This window comes from Alkalihalobacillus sp. R86527, from assembly GCF_042466185.1.
Classification (GTDB): Bacteria; Bacillota; Bacilli; order Bacillales; family Guptibacillaceae; genus Guptibacillus.
Map to the genome: position 1 here is coordinate 228204 of NZ_JAXHBW010000001.1, position 16869 is coordinate 245072.

Below are 16869 nucleotides of genomic sequence, written 5' to 3' on the forward strand. Positions count from 1 at the left end.
TAGAGAGCTTAGTTGAGTAGGTTATTTAGTTTCGATGTTAAGTCGGAAGTAAAGCTTCGATTTGTGCTGTAATAAAACGTATTTGGATCATCAGTAATGTGAATGTTTAGGAGCCCTGCTGCTCGTAAAATCGATAGGTGATGGTGAATGTTTCCTTTTGCCATCCCGATTTCAGAGACGATATTCGTGAACGTATAAATTCCACTAGAAAGAAAGGTGAGGATGTTAAGCCGTCTTTCGTCGCTTAATGCTTTAGTGATTCTTAAAAGTTCTTTCTGTTCGTTTTTCTTTGAGTGAACGGGATATGTAATAAACACTGTGTTCTGAAACTGATCGATTAAAGACATGGGATAAAAGTGAAAACCAGGCATCAGGTAAACTGTTTGAATGTTGTCGTTAGTGATGACAAATCGGCTAGCTTTATGGACGATTTCAGCTGGTGTTGATGTTTTGAGTAATTCACTTTTTTCAATCGCGTCAGATTTTAAATCTTCTAGTATGGTCGTATCGATCTTATCAAAATACTCTGCTCTCCACTCCTTTAGAAGCGAAATGAAACGGTCTCTTTGTGCCTCGAGATCTGGTGGAAGCGAGCTCTTAAGAAAAGGTGAAAGTAGCTCGTAAAGTTCCCCTGAAGATTTGGATTGCAACCAATCGAACAAACCATCGATGTCATCTTCGATTGGACACTGTGCCATTAATAGTACGGATAAGTCCTCGAAGTTAAGGGTGGTATTTGATGCAATGCGCTCTTGTAAAGATGAAGATATTCTTTCTTCTACTTCTTGTGGCCAAGTAGCACCTAAAGTTAAATATTTCATTTGTGTTTGTCTCTTATATAACGACATGCTTAATAATAATTCATGTACAGGAGAATAAAACATTTTTAATTCATAAGCCACAGAAAATCCTCCAGTTTTCTTTTTATTTTATCATAGTAGTTTCAATTATTTAAAACATTAAAATCGGTTATAAGTATATTGACTTAATTATTTAGTTCAATTAATATTGAACTAAATAAAAGTGGGGGGCCATGCTTATGCTTACATTCGTAGACTGCCAGACTCGTGTGATCGATCTTGTAGGTAAGAAACAGTATGATGAGTCACTTGAACTAATGGAAAAAGCAAAAACAACTTTTCCTGAGAAACGGGATCGACTAGGGCATTGGAAAGCCAATGTTTATTGTCTTCTAGGTGAAAGAACTAAAGCAATTGCCGAGTTACAGGAAATCATCGATAGCGGACTATGGTGGAACCCAGATATTTTAAATTCTGATTCTGAGCTGGATGTAGTAAAAGATACAAGGGAATTCCAACATATCCTGGATCAATGTGAATCTATCTATCGTGCGAATCAGGATTCAGCACAACCTTTGCTAAAAGTTGAAGGGAACGATAATGCTGAATTGGCGATTTTCTCATTGCATTGGAAAGCTTCAAATGTAGAAGACTTCTCATTAGAGTGGCAAGATAAAAGACTATTAAATCATTACCTTATTGGATTTCCGCAGTCATCTCAGCTGTTCAGCTATAATTGTTTCTCATGGGATGATTTCGAACAAACTAGGGAGGATGTAAGGGAGACGTATTCAACGTTTTCAATGAACCGTGAGATTGAGTCAGAACACGTTATCATTTCAGGTGCTTCACAAGGAGGCGGGCGAGCTGTAGAGCTATGCTTAAGCCAAGAAGCGCTTTTTGAGAAGTTCATTGCTGTGGTGCCGGCATTCGAGGACTTGGATAAATTAGAGAAACTAGCGAGTACTAACAAGTGTAACGCCCGAGGATGTATCATTACTGGAAATCGTGACCCTTTTTATGAAGGTGTTTTGAAAGCGGTTTCTATTCTTGAGAAGCATAGCATTCCGTGCAAGCTAATCGTGATAGAAGGGATGGGGCATGAGTTTCCTGAAGACTTTCCGTCGGTGTTTGAAGAAGCTGTTCGGTTCGTATCACGTTAACTATCGAGCCCTCTCCAACCGTTGAAGAGGGCTCTTCACTAGACATGTTTTTTTGCATAGTAATACGCGATCCCTAGCGATAAAATCATAATTCCGAGTAGGAAAAGGTATGTTAGTTGAAACGAGTTCGTGCTGTATGTCAATCCGTTCAATTCAAGGAGGATTCCCCCTAGAACTGCTCCTGAAGCACTGCCGACAAACTGCACGAGCTGTTTCATACCAATTCCAGTAGCCGTTTCAGAGGGTGGTAAAATACGTGATACCTCATTCGTGGTACTTGAAGAAAGACTTGAGAAGCCGAAGCTAGTAAACATATAGCCGAACATGGTCATATAGGAATTCAGTGGAGATAAGAAATAAAAGATGATCGTGGAAATCAAAAGTAACAGGTGTGCAAGATAAATAACCTTCATGTTTCCATAACGATCGAGCATCTTCCCTACATAAACAGCTGCAACGGCTGACAACATAGCTCCTGGAAATATAATGTAACCTATGATAGAGGGTCCCTTATCAAATACGTTTTGTAGCATGAGTGGCATTAGGAGTAAGATAGCAAAATGCGTCGTGAAACCTAGATAACTCATATAAAGAAGAAGGCGATATCCCCTTTTTTTAAAGAGCTCGGGCTGAATAAATGGAATGTTTGTTTTTGTGATTCGTACCCAAAGTAGAAAGATAACGACGACTCCTAAAAATAGATAAAGCAAATTGAACGTTGAAATGAATAACAAGAAACTCGTAACAGATATCCCTGTTAAGGCTGCACCGAGAAAATCAAAAGATCCCCTTTTTACCTCCTCTTCAGGCAGGCGTTTAAAAAGGATGGGGATAAGTGATAGTACAAATAGCGTTACAATAAAAAGATAATTCCAATCAAGGTATTCTGTTATGATGCCACCTATAACTGGTCCTAAGCCAAACCCAAGTGATGATGCCGAAGCAATGAATGCCATCGCTCTTCCTCGTTTCTTCAAAGGAATGAATCTGCCCGCAAACACCATCGATAGCCCTGGAATTGCTGATGCCCCTGTAGCTTGTAATAACCTTGCAGTAAGAAGAAAGGCGAAACTTTCAGCAAAAAAACCAAGTATTGAACCGATACTAAAAATAACGATCCCTGTTATAAGGAGACGTCTTATTGGAAGGTAGTCAGACAATCTCGTATAAGTAATCGTGGTTACCGCCAGAATAATTGAGTATCCAGAAACAACCCAGGCACCATCGGATGGACTTAAATTAAATTCACTTAAAATGTTAGGAAGCGCGACGTTGAACATCGTTGTATTCATCACAACGAGCCAGACAGCTGCACTTAATATGAGGATGGTGCGGAAATAGTTTTTTTCATTCGTCATGGTTTAAAACCTCCTGATGCTCTAAAAAACAACACCAGTTTATTGTAAACCATCACCCCCATTGAAGTCCCATTTGAATGTTTATAATAGCGATGAATTATTCTTTTTGTGGTCTAATCGTTTCGCGAGTTCTTGTTTCGCTTGGTTATACGTAAGACCTGAATTTGCGTTTAATCTCTTTACTTCTTCAATGTCAGTTCCAGATTTCGCTTTCATCGTGTTCACCACCTTTTCATTAGCTTTTGAACGTTCATACTGTTTTATGTAGGGAGATCGCATCATGTTATAATGCAAGCAGAATCAAAAACTTGAACAGATAGGATGACATGATGAGAAACGAAACGCGCGTGCAAATTCAATCCAAGCACAAAAAAAAGTTTCTGAACGGATACCCCCTTTTATTTAAGGAAGCCCTCGCAAACCCTGAGAAGTTAAAAGAAGAGGGGGCGATTTTAAATCTTGTAGATCATAACGGAGAGTTTATTGGAAAAGGCTATTATGGAAGGCAGAACAAGGGATACGGATGGGTCTTGACCCAGGACGCAAGTGAATCGATTGATGAAGCGTTTTTCACCAATAAAATTCAAAAAGCTCTTCACTATCGGAAATCATTTTTTGAAGATCCAAGTACAACTGCTTTTCGTGTTGTTAATGGCGAAGGTGATGGACTTGGAGGAATAACGATCGATCGGTTCAACGATTATTACCTGATCAATTGGTATAGTGAAGGCGCATATTCATTTAAGAATGAGGTTGTAAATTCATTAAAAACGCTCGTTAACTTCAAAGGTATATACGAGAAAAAACGGTTTGACGCTAAAGGACAATATGTCGATGATGATGATTTTGTAGCTGGCGAACGTGGTGAGTTTCCTCTTATCGTCAAAGAAAACGGGGTCGATTTTGCGGTTTATCTTAATGAGGGCGCTATGGTAGGCGTGTTCTTAGATCAGCGACCTGTTAGAAAAATCATCCGTGATAAGTATGCGAAAGGAAAGAGTGTATTGAATACGTTCTCCTACACGGGCGCCTTTTCTGTTTTCGCTGCATTAGGTGGCGCGGTTCACACAACGAGCGTTGACCTTGCGAACAGAAGCTTAAATAAAACGATCGAGCAGTTTAGCGTCAATGGAATCGACTATGAAGCACAGAACATTTTAGTGATGGATGTATTCAAGTACTTTAAGTACGCTGTGAAGAAGAACCTTAAGTTTGATATGGTGATTCTAGATCCACCTAGCTTTGCACGCTCTAAAAAACATACATTTAGCGCTGCTAAGGATTATAAGAATCTGCTGAAAGAGACGATTGCCATAACAGAGGACAAAGGGGTAATCGTAGCCTCAACGAATTATAGTGGCTATGATATGAAAAAGTTTAAAGGTTTTGTGGACCAGGCATTTAAAGAGAGTGGTGGAAAATATAAGTTACTTGAAGAATATTCTCTACCAGAAGATTTCCGTACCACGAAAGAATTCCGAGAAGGAAATTATTTAAAAGTAGTCTTTATCGAAAAAATAAAAGGTTGAGATTAAATAGAGCATTTAAAACCCCGCATCGATCGATGTGGGGCTTTTTCTATTAAAGCCTTTTGGAAGAGATTGCTTCACGCATACGCTGAAGAGAGTCCTTAGCTTCATCTTTTCTTGCGATCATGACATTCACATAAAGGGCGTCTACAAGGCTCAGCTGCGCAATTCTAGATGCGAGTGCTTCAGAGCGAAATTCTGTTTCTTGTGAAACAGTGTATAACGAAATATCTACTTTTTTACTTAATGGAGATGTAGCAAGGTTTGTGATCGCAATCGTGGTAGCTCCACTTTCTTTTGCGATGTCAGCTACTCGCATGATGTCTTTGTTTGTTCCTGAGTGAGAGATGAGAATCGCTAAATCACTATCTGTTAGCTGGGAAGCGCTCATAATTTGCAGGTGCGCATCACTATAAGCCGCCGTTCGCAGACCTGTTCGAATAAACTTATGCTGTGCATCCATCGCAATGATTCCTGATCCACCATTTCCATAAAACTCGATCTGATCAGCGTTCAAAAGGGCTTCTACAGCATCCTCAATGCTAGAACTGTCTAAAATATGAAGCGTATCTTCAAGCGTTCTAATATTAGAGCGCAGTACTTTCTCTGCTACATCTTTTCTGGAATCCGATTCTGAAATCGTTTCGTGGATATCTTGAATTGGGTTAACGATTTCTGCGGCAAGGGCAATCTTCATCGCTTGAAACCCTTTGAAGCCAATGCGCTTACAAAATCGAAATACGGTTGCATCCGCAACGCCTAAATCCTCCGCAACTTGATTGATCGTGTTATGGATGATTTTGCTCGAATGATTTAATATGTAATCCGCTACTTGACGCTCTTTTTCACTAAACTGAGAGTATGAAGAGCGAATTCTAGGAAGACAGTGACGGGTTTCAGTGCTAGACATAAACATTCTCCTCTCACTTTACTCTGTTCTCTTTATTGTAACCGATTACAAAACTTATGAAAATAGATTTCTTGGAAGCGGTTGCAATAAAAAATATTTATTGTATAATTCGTAAGTAGGAAATATTTTTCCTTGATGGTAATGCTTTTTTACATATAGTTCTTTTGGACGTCATTATTCATGTTAATTATGTAAGCGATTCCTAAGGTGAACCAACAAATAGTATGGGTCTCTTCGAAAAGCTTAGTACATACGAAAATGAAGGAGGAAACAACATGTCAGGTAATATGTTAATTTTGTTAGCAGTTCTTGCTATTTTTGTGCTTTTATTCCTTGTTATTAGAACGAAACTGCATGCTTTTGTATCACTCTTATTAGTGAGTTTACTAGTAGGGATCGCAGCAGGGATGCCGTTAGAAGGGGTTATCGAGTCGGTCAAGAACGGAATGGGCGGAACACTTGGATTCGTTGCAGTCGTTGTTGGTTTAGGTGCGATGTTTGGTCAGATGTTAGAAGTATCTGGTGGAGCTGAACGACTTGCACAAACGCTCATTAAGAAGTTCGGCGAAGAACGAGCACAGTGGGCATTAGGGTTAACAGGTTTTATCGTCGCAATTCCCGTTTTCTTTGATGTTGGTTTTATTATTCTTGTTCCACTTGTTTATAGTCTTGCGAAAAAAACAGGGAAATCATTGCTACATTATGCAATTCCACTTCTAGCTGGACTTGCTGTAACACACAGCTTTATCCCGCCTACGCCAGGGCCGATCGCAGTTGCTGATTTAATTGGAGCGGATCTTGGTTGGGTTATTTTCTTCGGTGTACTTGCAGGTATTCCATCAATGGTTATTGCTGGACCTTTATTTGGACGTTATATCGGGAAGAAAATTCATGCAACAGTTCCGGACTACATGGAAATTAAAGAGAAGAAATACGATAAAGAGCTTCCGAGCTTTTGGTTGGTTACTAGTTTGATATCGATTCCACTAGTTTTAATCTTAGCGAACACACTATCTGATTTACTGATTAAAGATGGTACTTCACTCGTTCCCCTACGTTCTTTCTTAACGTTCATGGGACATCCTTTCGTGGCATTAACAATCGCAACAATCCTTGCATTTATCCTGCTGGGGACATTGCGTGGGTATACGAAGGAAGATGTACAGGGTATTGCGAACAAAGCTCTTGAGCCAGCTGGTATCATCATTCTTGTAACCGGTGCTGGTGGTGTTTTCAAACAAGTATTGATTGATTCAGGTGTAGGACAAGTTCTAGGTGAGAAAATGGCTTCATCACCATTACCTCCTATTCTATTAGCCTTCTTAATTGCAGCCGCTGTTCGTGTTGCACAAGGTTCTGCGACTGTTTCGATGGTAACCGCAGCAGGTCTTATGTCTCCACTGATTACGAGCATGGATATGCAGGGACCAGTATTAGGAATGATGGTTATTGCCATTGCAGCTGGTGCAACAGTGCTATCTCACGTGAACGACTCTGGCTTCTGGCTAGTGAACCGATTCTTAGGATTAAATGAAAAAGATACGTTAAAGTCATGGACGATCATGGAAACCTTGATTGGTCTTGTCGGGTTCGCCGTGGTCTTTGTTTGTAGTTTCTTTATTGGATAGTCGAAGTCGGATGCGAGCATCTTAATGCTCGCATTTTCTTATTAAACTGAATGCAGGAGGAGTTTACTTTGAAAGAAACATTTATGATTGGTGTCGATATTGGTACGACGAGTACGAAAGCTGTGTTATTTAACGAGAAAGGTCATCCAGTTACAAAACATAGCGTTGAATATCCACTCCTAACACCTACACCAGGTACAGCAGAACAAAACCCAGAAGAGATTCTCCTTGCTGTGGTGAAATCAATTCGGGAAGTGTTGACTGAACAACATCTTTCTTCAGAAAACATATCATTTGTTTCCTTTAGTTCGGCTATGCATAGTTTAATTGCTGTAGATTCAGATGGAAAGCCAATAACAAACTGTATTACGTGGGCAGATAATAGAAGTGCAAAGTGGGCAGAGAAGATCAAATCAGAAATGAATGGTCATGAGATCTACATGCGTACAGGTACGCCAATTCATCCGATGTCTCCTTTATCAAAATTATTATGGATGAAGAATGAGAAAGAGGATGTATTTTCGAAAGCTAGTAAATTTATTTCGATCAAAGAATATGTCTTCTACCGCTTTTTCCATAAATACGTAATTGATTATTCGATTGCTTCTGCAACGGGTTTATTCAACCTTGAGAAGCTTGATTGGGATGAAGAGGCGCTAGAGATCGCGGGTGTTACAAAAGATGAATTATCTACTCCTGTATCAACTACTACGATTGTGGACGGCTTGAAAGAGCCATATATCGAAGAAATTGGGCTTAGTGAGTCGACTAAATTTGTTGTTGGAGCAAGCGATGGTGTTTTATCGAATTTGGGTGTGAATGCAATCGATCCTGGCGTGGTAGCGGTAACGATCGGAACGAGCGGAGCCATTCGTGCGGTAACGGATCGTCCTGTGACAGACCCTCATGGACGAATCTTTTGCTACGCTCTTACTGAAAACAAATGGGTGATCGGCGGGCCAGTCAACAATGGCGGCATAACGTTCAGATGGGTTAGAGATCAGTTTGCAGCCTCTGAAATGGAAACAGCAAAGCGTCTAGGTATCGACACATATGAAATTTTAACTAGAATTGCTGAACAAGTGCGACCAGGCTCAGATGGATTGATCTTTCATCCATACCTTGCTGGAGAACGTGCTCCGTTGTGGAATTCAGATGCGAGAGGAAGTTTCTTCGGTCTAGCGATGCACCATAAGAAAGAACACATGATTCGAGCGGTTTTGGAAGGTGTTATATTCAACCTGTATAGTGTGTTAGAGGCACTTAAAGAACTTATCGGTGAACCGAAACAAATTAAAGCAACTGGTGGCTTTTCAAGGTCCGCTCTGTGGCGTCAAATGATGGCAGATATTTTTAATGAGGAAGTAATTGTTCCTGAAAGCTATGAAAGCTCATGTCTCGGTGCCATTGTCCTAGGGATGGAAGCACTAGGCGATATCGATTCATATAGTATCGTATCAGACCTTGTTGGCAGTACGTTTGCCCATCAGCCTGAAGAAGAAAGTGTGAAATTATATTCCGAGTTACTGCCGATTTATACGAGTATTTCTCAAAAGTTGACGGATGAATATAAAGCTATTTCAGCGTTTCAGACGAATGTATTAGGAAAGTAAACACAAAAGGCCAGCTCCGGTTTGGAGCTGGCCTTTTCGTTACGTATTCTATTGATAGATCGCTTCATTCAGCATCGTCGTAGCCTGATCGATCTCTACATCTTTTGTTAGTACAATTTCACTTATGAGAAACTGCTGTGCATTTTCAAGCAGCTTTTTGTCGTCTGTTCCTAGTGGTCTTTTCTTGTTGAGGGTAACCAGTTCTCGAATGACCTCTACGTGGTTGCGGATATCCCCGGTTTTCAGCTTATTCATGTTATCGCGGTATCGCTGGTTTCTATTTGCATTCGGTTCTTCATCAAACTCAGCGTCATGATGAAAGGTGGTTAGAATATCATCCATTTTATTGGAATCCAATACTTCACGGATATTCAAGTTCTCCATTTTGCCTTTTGGTATCATCACCTGGATATCACGAAATGCAATATGAAGAATATAATAGAGCTGTGTTTCGCCCAGAATTTCTTTCTCTTCGATAGCTTCGATTACACCTGCACCGTACATGGGATAAAAAACTTTGTCGCCTACCTCAAACAAGCGCCCACCTCCAAAATAATTAATTATAGCACAACTACTATTATATCATAAATAGAAAATCTACACTAATTTAAATTTTTCTCAAAAAAATTTCCTAATGAATTGATGGACTGTTATGATCTCTTATACAATTAATTAAAGCGCTATCATTCCGCACAGATAGGAGGATGTCATAATGAATCTTGCAATGATAAGTTTTTGGCACGTTCACGCAAAAGATTACGCTAAAGAGGCTCAACAACATCCTGAAACGACCATAACTGCGATTTGGGATGAGAATGAAGAACGAGGAAGGAAGAAAGCCGAGAAGTGGGGAGTAGCGTACATAAGTACCATCGATGAAATTCTTGGTAACGATTCGATCGATGGGGTGGTTGTGACTTGTCCAACGAATATGCACAAAGAGGTTATGATAAAAGCCGCCAAAGCAGGAAAGCACATTTTCACAGAAAAAGTACTTGCTGCAACAGAAGATGAGGCTTTAGAAATAATCCATACGGTGAAACAGGAGGGAGTAAAGCTGTTTGTTTCCTTGCCAAGGGTTTATGATGGTTACACCTTAGCGATACAAAATATCATCTCCTCTGGTGAGATTGGAGAAATTACACAATCTAGAGTCCGACTTGCGCATGATGGAGCTCTTGCAGGTTGGTTACCTAATCATTTCTATGATAAAGAAGCTTGCCAGGGAGGAGCTTTGATAGATTTAGGGTGTCACCCAGTCTATTTAACAAGGTTATTTCAAGGAATGCCGAAAAGTATCTTATCACAATTTGGATATGTGACGGCAAAGCCCGTTGAAGATCAGGCGGTAGTCACATTTCATTACGCAGGAGGCACATACGGCATTATTGAAACGGGTTTTGTAAACCCACATTCTCCTTTTACTATTGAGTTACATGGAACAAAGGGTTCCGTTCTTTATGGAATGACCGGTGATGTCTTGCTAATGAATAAAGGAGAAGGATTCGAGCGAGTTACCATTCCGGTTGACCAACCATCTCCGTTCAATCAATGGGTCGATCATGTTCAACATAATAAGCGTACCGATGAAAATATCGCTCTCGCACTCGATTTGACGGTACTGATGGAAGGAGCATATCGCTCCGCCCAACAAGAAGCGAAAGTTACAATCAGCATTTCCTAAAGTGATAGTAAAGAGCCCGCCCAGGTAGTGCACCCCTAAAAGTTAGTTATTAACTCTAACTTCCGGGGTGCACTACCCCATCATCTTGCTGGGCGTGCTCTTTACTAACTGTTCTATTGATCGATAGGGATATGTTTGAATGCTTTTACATCAAATAGTCCCATGTCCGTGAGCTTTAGTTCAGGAATGACAGGTAGACTTAAAAATGAAAGCGTTAGAAAAGGGTTGAAATGTTCTGGAGCTCCAACCTTTCTTAGCGCTGTATCTAACCGGCTCAACCCTTTGTTAACCGTTTGGTAATCTCTGTCTGAAAGCAGTCCCGCAATCGGCAACGGCAGTTCACCGATTATCTCTCCCTCTTTGACAACCACCAGGCCACCGCCTATATTACTCAAGAGGTTTGCTGCTGTGATGATATCTTCATCGTTCGTACCTGCAACGATGATATTATGGGAGTCATGTCCGACAGTAGTGGCGATCGCACCATTTTTTATTCCTAGTCCTTTTACGATTCCAAGACCGATATTTCCTGTTTTATGATGTCTCTCGATTACTGCCAGCTTCATGAGGTCGCTTTCTTCCGAAGGGATAAACTTGTTTTCAGTATCCTTCTCCACCTCGACCTTGAGGTGTTTTGTCACTATTTGATTTGGAATGATTTCAATGACATTTGCGCGCTCATTTTCTACCGTGATGGAAAAACTTTCCTTGCTTAATTCAGGTATATGAACTGTGTTACGAACTTCATATTGGGGTGCGTTGGATTCAAATGAAGCTGTACCTTTCTCCGCAACAAATTTTCCACCATGATAGACGTGATGAATATCGAAGGTCTCAAGATCGTTCAACAAAAGAAAGTCTGCATCAAGGCCAGGAGCAATAGCTCCTTTGTTCAAGCCATAGCATTCGGCAACGTTGAGTGATGCCATCTGAATAGCAAGGTATGGATTTATACCATTTTCGATAGCCAGTCGAACGTTGTGATCGACGCTACCTTCAGATATTAGGTCGTCCAAATGCTTATCATCGGTACAAAACATAAAGTGTCTTGCGTTATGAGCGGTGATCGCAGGAAGGAGTTGCTTTAAGTTTTTTGCAACGGATCCTTCACGAATAAGAACATACATCCCTCTTTGAATCCGTTCTAGTGCCTCCTCAGCATTGACACATTCGTGGTCCGTGGTAATGCCAGCAGATTTATAGACATTTAATGCATCAGTTGTAAGACCTGCTGCATGCCCATCGATTTTCTTATTGTTTCGATGTGCATCAAGAAGCTTCTCGATCATGGAAGGATCTGCATTTCTCACGGAAGGATAGTCCATCACTTCAGCAAGTCCTAGGACCCGGGGGTGGCTATAAAAGGGTTTCAGTTCTTTAGCTTTTAGCACGGAACCTGCGTTCTCAAAGGGGGTGGAAGGGACACAAGAAGGAAGCATAAAGAAAACATCCATCGGAATTTGTTCCGAATCTTCAATCATGAAGGATATCCCTTCCACACCAAGCACATTCCCGATTTCATGAGGGTCCGTTACGACAGAGGTTACTCCGTGGGGGAGCACGGCCCTTGCGAATTGCGATGGAGCCACCATTGCAGATTCAATGTGGACATGGGCATCGATAAGTGAAGGGACGAGAATCTTTTGTTTTGCATCAATGATTTGTCTCCCCTCGTATTCACCGATACCTGCAAACTTCCCATCACTAATCGCGACATCCCCTGTTATGAGACGCAAATTATACACATCTAAAATCTTCGCATGCTTAATCACAATATCAGCAGTTTCTTTTCCTGATGCCGTATGAATTCTTTTTACTAATGGATTCATTCTGATAAGCTCCTCTCGTTCTGGAATTCTCCAGCCTGACAGAGGATGACACATCTTATGTAATCATCGTAGTCAAACCATTTGCGGTAGTTTGGTAGAAACATTTGGACCATATTACCAAAAATATACGAAGTGCTTTCACTTATATTATTAAGATATTCTATACATTCTCCATCGTTTGGTCAATTCATGCTTCTAAAATTACTTTGACAAGTATATTGATAATTAAGTAGATTGCGAGTAAACTTAAGTAAGCGATATCATATGAAGGCTTTTTTTATTATGCAATTGAGCAAACGTTTGCACTTAAAATGAGTTGCCTCGTTTTCAAATAAATAGATGGGGGTGTAGGAGAATGAATAGAATTTGGTGGAAAGAAGCAGTAGGTTATCAAATTTATCCCCGCAGTTTCCAAGACTCTAACGGTGATGGCATAGGTGATTTGCAAGGGATTATTCAACGACTAGATTATATAAAAGAATTAGGAGTCGACGTGATCTGGATTTGTCCGATGTACAAGTCTCCAAATGATGATAATGGGTATGATATTTCTGATTATCAAGACATAATGGAAGACTTCGGTACGATGGAGGACTTTGATTGTCTTCTTCGTGAAGTACATGATCGTGGAATGAAGCTAATTATCGACCTTGTACTCAATCATACGAGTGACGAGCACAAGTGGTTTGTGGAATCCCGATCTTCAAAGGAAGACCCAAAACGAGATTGGTATATTTGGCGAGATGGAAAAGAAGGCCATGAACCAAATAACTGGGAAAGTATCTTTGGAGGATCTGCATGGCAATATGATGAGAAAACAGATCAGTACTATCTTCATGTATTCTCAACTAAGCAACCTGACTTAAACTGGGAAAACTCTGATGTACGTGATGCACTATACGACACCGTAAATTGGTGGCTCGATAAAGGAATCGATGGGTTCCGGATCGATGCGATCAGTCATATAAAAAAGCGACCGGGTTTACCAGATATGCCAAATCCAAAGAACGATAAATATGTTTCATCCTTTGATATGCATATGAATCAAAATGGAATTCAACCGTTCCTTGAAGAATTTAAAAATAAAACGTATGCGAACTACAATGTAATGACTGTAGGGGAAGCAAACGGCGTGTCTATAGAGGAAGCAGATAAGTGGGTTGGAAAAGAACAAGGTAAGATGGATATGATTTTTCAATTCGAGCACCTAGGACTTTGGGATGCCGAGAATAACACTGAATTGGATATCGTAGCTTTGAAGAGGGTCTTAACCCGTTGGCAGAAGGGGCTTGAGGGTGATGGATGGAATGCACTTTTCGTCGAGAATCACGATAAACCTCGTGTAGTATCTACTTGGGGAAATGATGAAGAATTTTGGAAGGAAAGCGCAACTGCAATGGGGGCGATGTACTTCCTGATGCAGGGAACGCCTTTCATATACCAGGGACAAGAAATTGGGATGACGAATGTTCAGTTCCCTTCAATAGAAGACTATGATGATATTGCTGATAAAAATCGCTATCGTATTCAACGAGAAGCCGGCGTATCTCATGAGGACATCATGAAAATCATTTGGGCATCGTCTCGTGATAATAGCCGTACGCCTATGCAGTGGAATAGAGATTCAAATGCAGGCTTTACCACGGGAACACCATGGATGAAAGTGAATCCAAACTACCACGAGATCAATGTAGCGAACCAAGAGCAAGATAAAGATTCCGTATTATCATTCTATAAAGAAATGATTTCTCTAAAGAAAGATCATCCAGTTTTCACATATGGAACCTATAACTTGATCCTTGAAGACCATAACCAAATTTATGCTTATACGCGTACAACTAACGACGAAAAAATTGTTGTTATTACGAACCTTTCGACTGAACCAGCTACATTCCATTTTGAATTTAACTTGAAGGATGAGAAGCTACTGCTTCATAACTATCCAGTAGAAAAAAGTGAAAAAGAACCATTAATACTTAAGCCATACGAGGCTAGAGTGTATCGAATATAATTCCTAGAACAAAGCTGTCGATTAAGTCTTCGACAGTTTTTTTGTTAGCAAGCGAAAATCAGCTCCATTCTTATAGGAACTTCAGCAACAGAAACTTCTTTGCGCTTCATTGTTTCACGTGTAACATTCTAGCTGGTATGATAAGAGGAAAGCAGAGGTAGAATTGAGGAGATTGGTAAAGTGAGTAAACAATTAATTCTTGCTGAAAAACCTTCAGTAGGACGAGATATTGCTAGAGTATTGAATTGTTCAAAGAAAGGTAACGGATATCTAGAGGGAGATCGTTATATTGTGACATGGGCGCTTGGGCATCTTGTTACCCTGGCAGATCCAGAGGTATATGATGAAAAGTATAAAACATGGAATTTAGATGATCTGCCCATGCTCCCTTCCCCATTAAAGCTTGTCGTTATCAAAAGAAGTGGGAAGCAATTCAGCGCCGTTAAAGCGCAGATGAACCGTAAGGATGTAAATGAAATCATCATTGCCACAGATGCAGGACGGGAAGGCGAACTCGTAGCGAGATGGACGATTGAAAAAGCTCGCGTAAACAAACCGATGAAGCGGCTTTGGATTTCGTCTGTTACAGATAAGGCGATTCGCGAAGGGTTTAAGAATTTAAAAGATGCCAAAAACTATGAGGCCCTTTATCAATCGGCAGCAGCGCGGTCTGAAGCGGATTGGTATGTTGGCTTGAATGCTTCAAGAGCTCTAACGACGAAATTTAATGCGCAGCTTTCAAGTGGAAGGGTACAAACGCCAACCCTCGCGATGATTGCTCATCGAGAAGAAGAAATCAAATCATTTCAGCCGGAGCGCTATTATGGGTTGGTAGCTGTTGTGGATGGTTTCTCGCTTAAATGGCGAAACAAACAAACGAAAGAATCGAACGTTTTTGATCGAAATCTAATTGATGAAACCAAGTCTAGAATAGCGGGTGAATCCGCTACTATTCGATCAGTCGATAAAGCGAAGAAAAAGACGTATTCTCCTGGGCTTTATGACCTGACTGAACTTCAAAGAGATGCACACAAACGTTATGGCTTCTCAGCAAAAGAAACACTGTCAGCTACACAACGGTTATATGAGCAGCACAAGCTCGTTACTTATCCGCGGACAGACTCCCGTTTCTTATCTTCAGATATGAAGGAAACGTTAAAAGAACGTCTTCAAGCTGTTTCTTCATATGAAAAAGCTGCAAGAAAAGTTGTTGGTCAACCTCTTAGAGCTGGAAAGCATATTATTGATGATAGTAAAGTATCTGATCATCATGCGATTATTCCAACCGAGCAGCACCCTGTTATCCGCGAATTGAGTGATAAAGATCGCAAGGTATATGAACTGATTGTTAAGCGCTTTGTGGCTGCCTTGTATCCACCTTATGAATATGAACAAATCACGGTTCATGCTCAGATTGATAATGAGAACTTTGAAGCAAAAGGTAAAAAGATCATCTCAAAAGGTTGGAAAGAAGTATATGGAAATGAAGAAACTGACGAAATCTTACCAGAGCTAGAAAGCGACCAGAAGCTGAAGGTTCTTTCTCTTACACGAACAGAAGGGACCACCAACCCACCGGCTCGTTTTAATGAAGGTTCATTATTAACAGCAATGGAGAAGCCTGCACAGTTCCTCGAGCAGCAAGATCAACGTTTTGCGAAAACGCTAGGTCAAACAGGTGGACTAGGTACAGTCGCTACTCGAGCTGATATTATCGAAAAACTGTTTAACAGCTTCCTGATCGAAAAGAAGGGGAAGGATTTAACGATAACAGCAAAAGGAAAACAGCTTCTAGAACTTGTTCCGACAGAGCTTCAATCTCCTGCACTAACCGCAGAATGGGAACAAAAGCTTGAAGCGATCGCAAAAGGAAAGTTAACGAAGCAAGCATTTATTAAAGAAATGAAGGCTTATGCAGAAGAAACTGTGCAAAATATTAAAGCAAGCACAAAGAAATTTAAGCACGACAACCTTACTGGTACGAAATGTCCAGATTGCGGTAACTTGATGTTAGAAGTGTCGAATAAGAAAGGTAAAATGCTTGTTTGTCAGGACCGAGAATGTGGTTACCGTAAAGGGAAGAGCAGAGTTACAAATGCAAGATGCCCGAAATGTAAGAAGAAACTTGAATTACATGGCCAGGGAGAAGCACAGACGTTTATTTGTAAATGTGGCCATCGCGAAAAGCTTTCTTCATTCAATGAACGTAAGAGTAAAGAGAAGAATCATAAAGCGTCCAAGCGAGATGTTTCAAAATACATGAAGAATCAACAGAAGGATGAACCGGTCAACACGGCACTAGCAGATGCGCTTGCCAAGTTGAAACTTGATCAAGATAAGTAAG

The 16869-nt window shown here is 40.5% G+C and carries 13 protein-coding genes and 1 riboswitch; of the genes, 7 read left to right on the forward strand and 6 right to left on the reverse strand.

Annotated elements, in window-relative coordinates; translation table 11 throughout:
- Positions 1-8: 8 nt before the first annotated feature.
- Positions 9-902 (reverse strand): ArsR/SmtB family transcription factor, encoded by an 894-nt coding sequence (locus tag SJY16_RS01245; RefSeq protein WP_377887249.1) that lies wholly within the window; start codon positions 900-902, stop codon positions 9-11.
- A gap of 137 nt (positions 903-1039) precedes the next feature.
- On the opposite strand from SJY16_RS01245, the gene SJY16_RS01250 reads away from it, so the two are divergent.
- Entirely contained in the window at positions 1040-1963 is a 924-nt protein-coding gene (locus tag SJY16_RS01250; RefSeq protein ID WP_377887250.1) for an alpha/beta hydrolase family protein, read from the forward strand.
- Positions 1964-2001: 38 nt separating this feature from the next.
- Here the strand turns inward: SJY16_RS01250 and SJY16_RS01255 are convergent, their stop codons facing one another.
- Together SJY16_RS01255 and SJY16_RS01260 are read right to left on the reverse strand one after the other, a co-directional pair.
- Positions 2002-3321, reverse strand: coding sequence for an MFS transporter (locus SJY16_RS01255; protein ID WP_377887251.1), 1320 nt, complete (start codon positions 3319-3321; stop codon positions 2002-2004).
- 81 nt (positions 3322-3402) lie between these two features.
- Positions 3403-3537: a hypothetical protein gene (locus SJY16_RS01260; RefSeq protein ID WP_377887252.1), complete on the reverse strand. Its 135-nt coding sequence runs from the start codon at positions 3535-3537 to the stop codon at positions 3403-3405.
- Between the two features lie 113 nt (positions 3538-3650).
- Between SJY16_RS01260 and SJY16_RS01265 the strand changes: the two genes are divergently transcribed.
- Complete coding sequence (locus tag SJY16_RS01265) at positions 3651-4850, forward strand: class I SAM-dependent rRNA methyltransferase (RefSeq protein ID WP_377892006.1); 1200 nt, start codon at positions 3651-3653, stop codon at positions 4848-4850.
- A 52-nt stretch (positions 4851-4902) separates the two neighbouring features.
- Here SJY16_RS01265 and SJY16_RS01270 read toward each other — a convergent pair whose 3' ends face one another.
- On the reverse strand, positions 4903-5760 hold the full coding sequence (locus SJY16_RS01270; RefSeq protein WP_377887253.1) for a MurR/RpiR family transcriptional regulator: 858 nt from the start codon (positions 5758-5760) through the stop codon (positions 4903-4905).
- A gap of 275 nt (positions 5761-6035) precedes the next feature.
- Here SJY16_RS01270 and SJY16_RS01275 point away from each other — a divergent pair, with 275 nt between their 5' ends.
- Together SJY16_RS01275 and gntK are read left to right on the forward strand one after the other, a co-directional pair.
- Complete coding sequence (locus SJY16_RS01275; protein WP_377887254.1) at positions 6036-7388, forward strand: GntP family permease; 1353 nt, start codon at positions 6036-6038, stop codon at positions 7386-7388.
- Positions 7389-7438: 50 nt separating this feature from the next.
- Positions 7439-9001 carry a gluconokinase gene (gene gntK, locus SJY16_RS01280; protein WP_377887255.1) on the forward strand — a complete coding sequence of 521 codons (1563 nt, stop codon included), beginning with the start codon at positions 7439-7441 and terminating at the stop codon, positions 8999-9001.
- Between the two features lie 48 nt (positions 9002-9049).
- On the opposite strand, the gene SJY16_RS01285 is transcribed toward gntK, so the two are convergent.
- Entirely contained in the window at positions 9050-9538 is a 489-nt protein-coding gene (locus SJY16_RS01285) for a CarD family transcriptional regulator (RefSeq protein ID WP_224884033.1), read from the reverse strand.
- 172 nt (positions 9539-9710) lie between these two features.
- Here SJY16_RS01285 and SJY16_RS01290 point away from each other — a divergent pair, with 172 nt between their 5' ends.
- Positions 9711-10685 (forward strand): Gfo/Idh/MocA family protein, encoded by a 975-nt coding sequence (locus SJY16_RS01290; RefSeq protein WP_483860836.1) that lies wholly within the window; start codon positions 9711-9713, stop codon positions 10683-10685.
- 113 nt (positions 10686-10798) lie between these two features.
- Here SJY16_RS01290 and ade read toward each other — a convergent pair whose 3' ends face one another.
- Complete coding sequence (gene ade / locus SJY16_RS01295; protein ID WP_377887257.1) at positions 10799-12514, reverse strand: adenine deaminase; 1716 nt, start codon at positions 12512-12514, stop codon at positions 10799-10801.
- A 49-nt stretch (positions 12515-12563) separates the two neighbouring features.
- A riboswitch (purine riboswitch) is annotated at positions 12564-12665 on the reverse strand.
- 204 nt (positions 12666-12869) lie between these two features.
- On the opposite strand from ade, the gene SJY16_RS01300 reads away from it, so the two are divergent.
- Positions 12870-14525 carry a glycoside hydrolase family 13 protein gene (locus SJY16_RS01300; protein ID WP_377887258.1) on the forward strand — a complete coding sequence of 552 codons (1656 nt, stop codon included), beginning with the start codon at positions 12870-12872 and terminating at the stop codon, positions 14523-14525.
- A 180-nt stretch (positions 14526-14705) separates the two neighbouring features.
- A complete protein-coding gene (locus tag SJY16_RS01305; RefSeq protein ID WP_377887259.1) occupies positions 14706-16868 on the forward strand; it encodes a DNA topoisomerase III in 2163 nt (720 codons plus the stop codon).
- Position 16869: the final 1 nt, after the last annotated feature.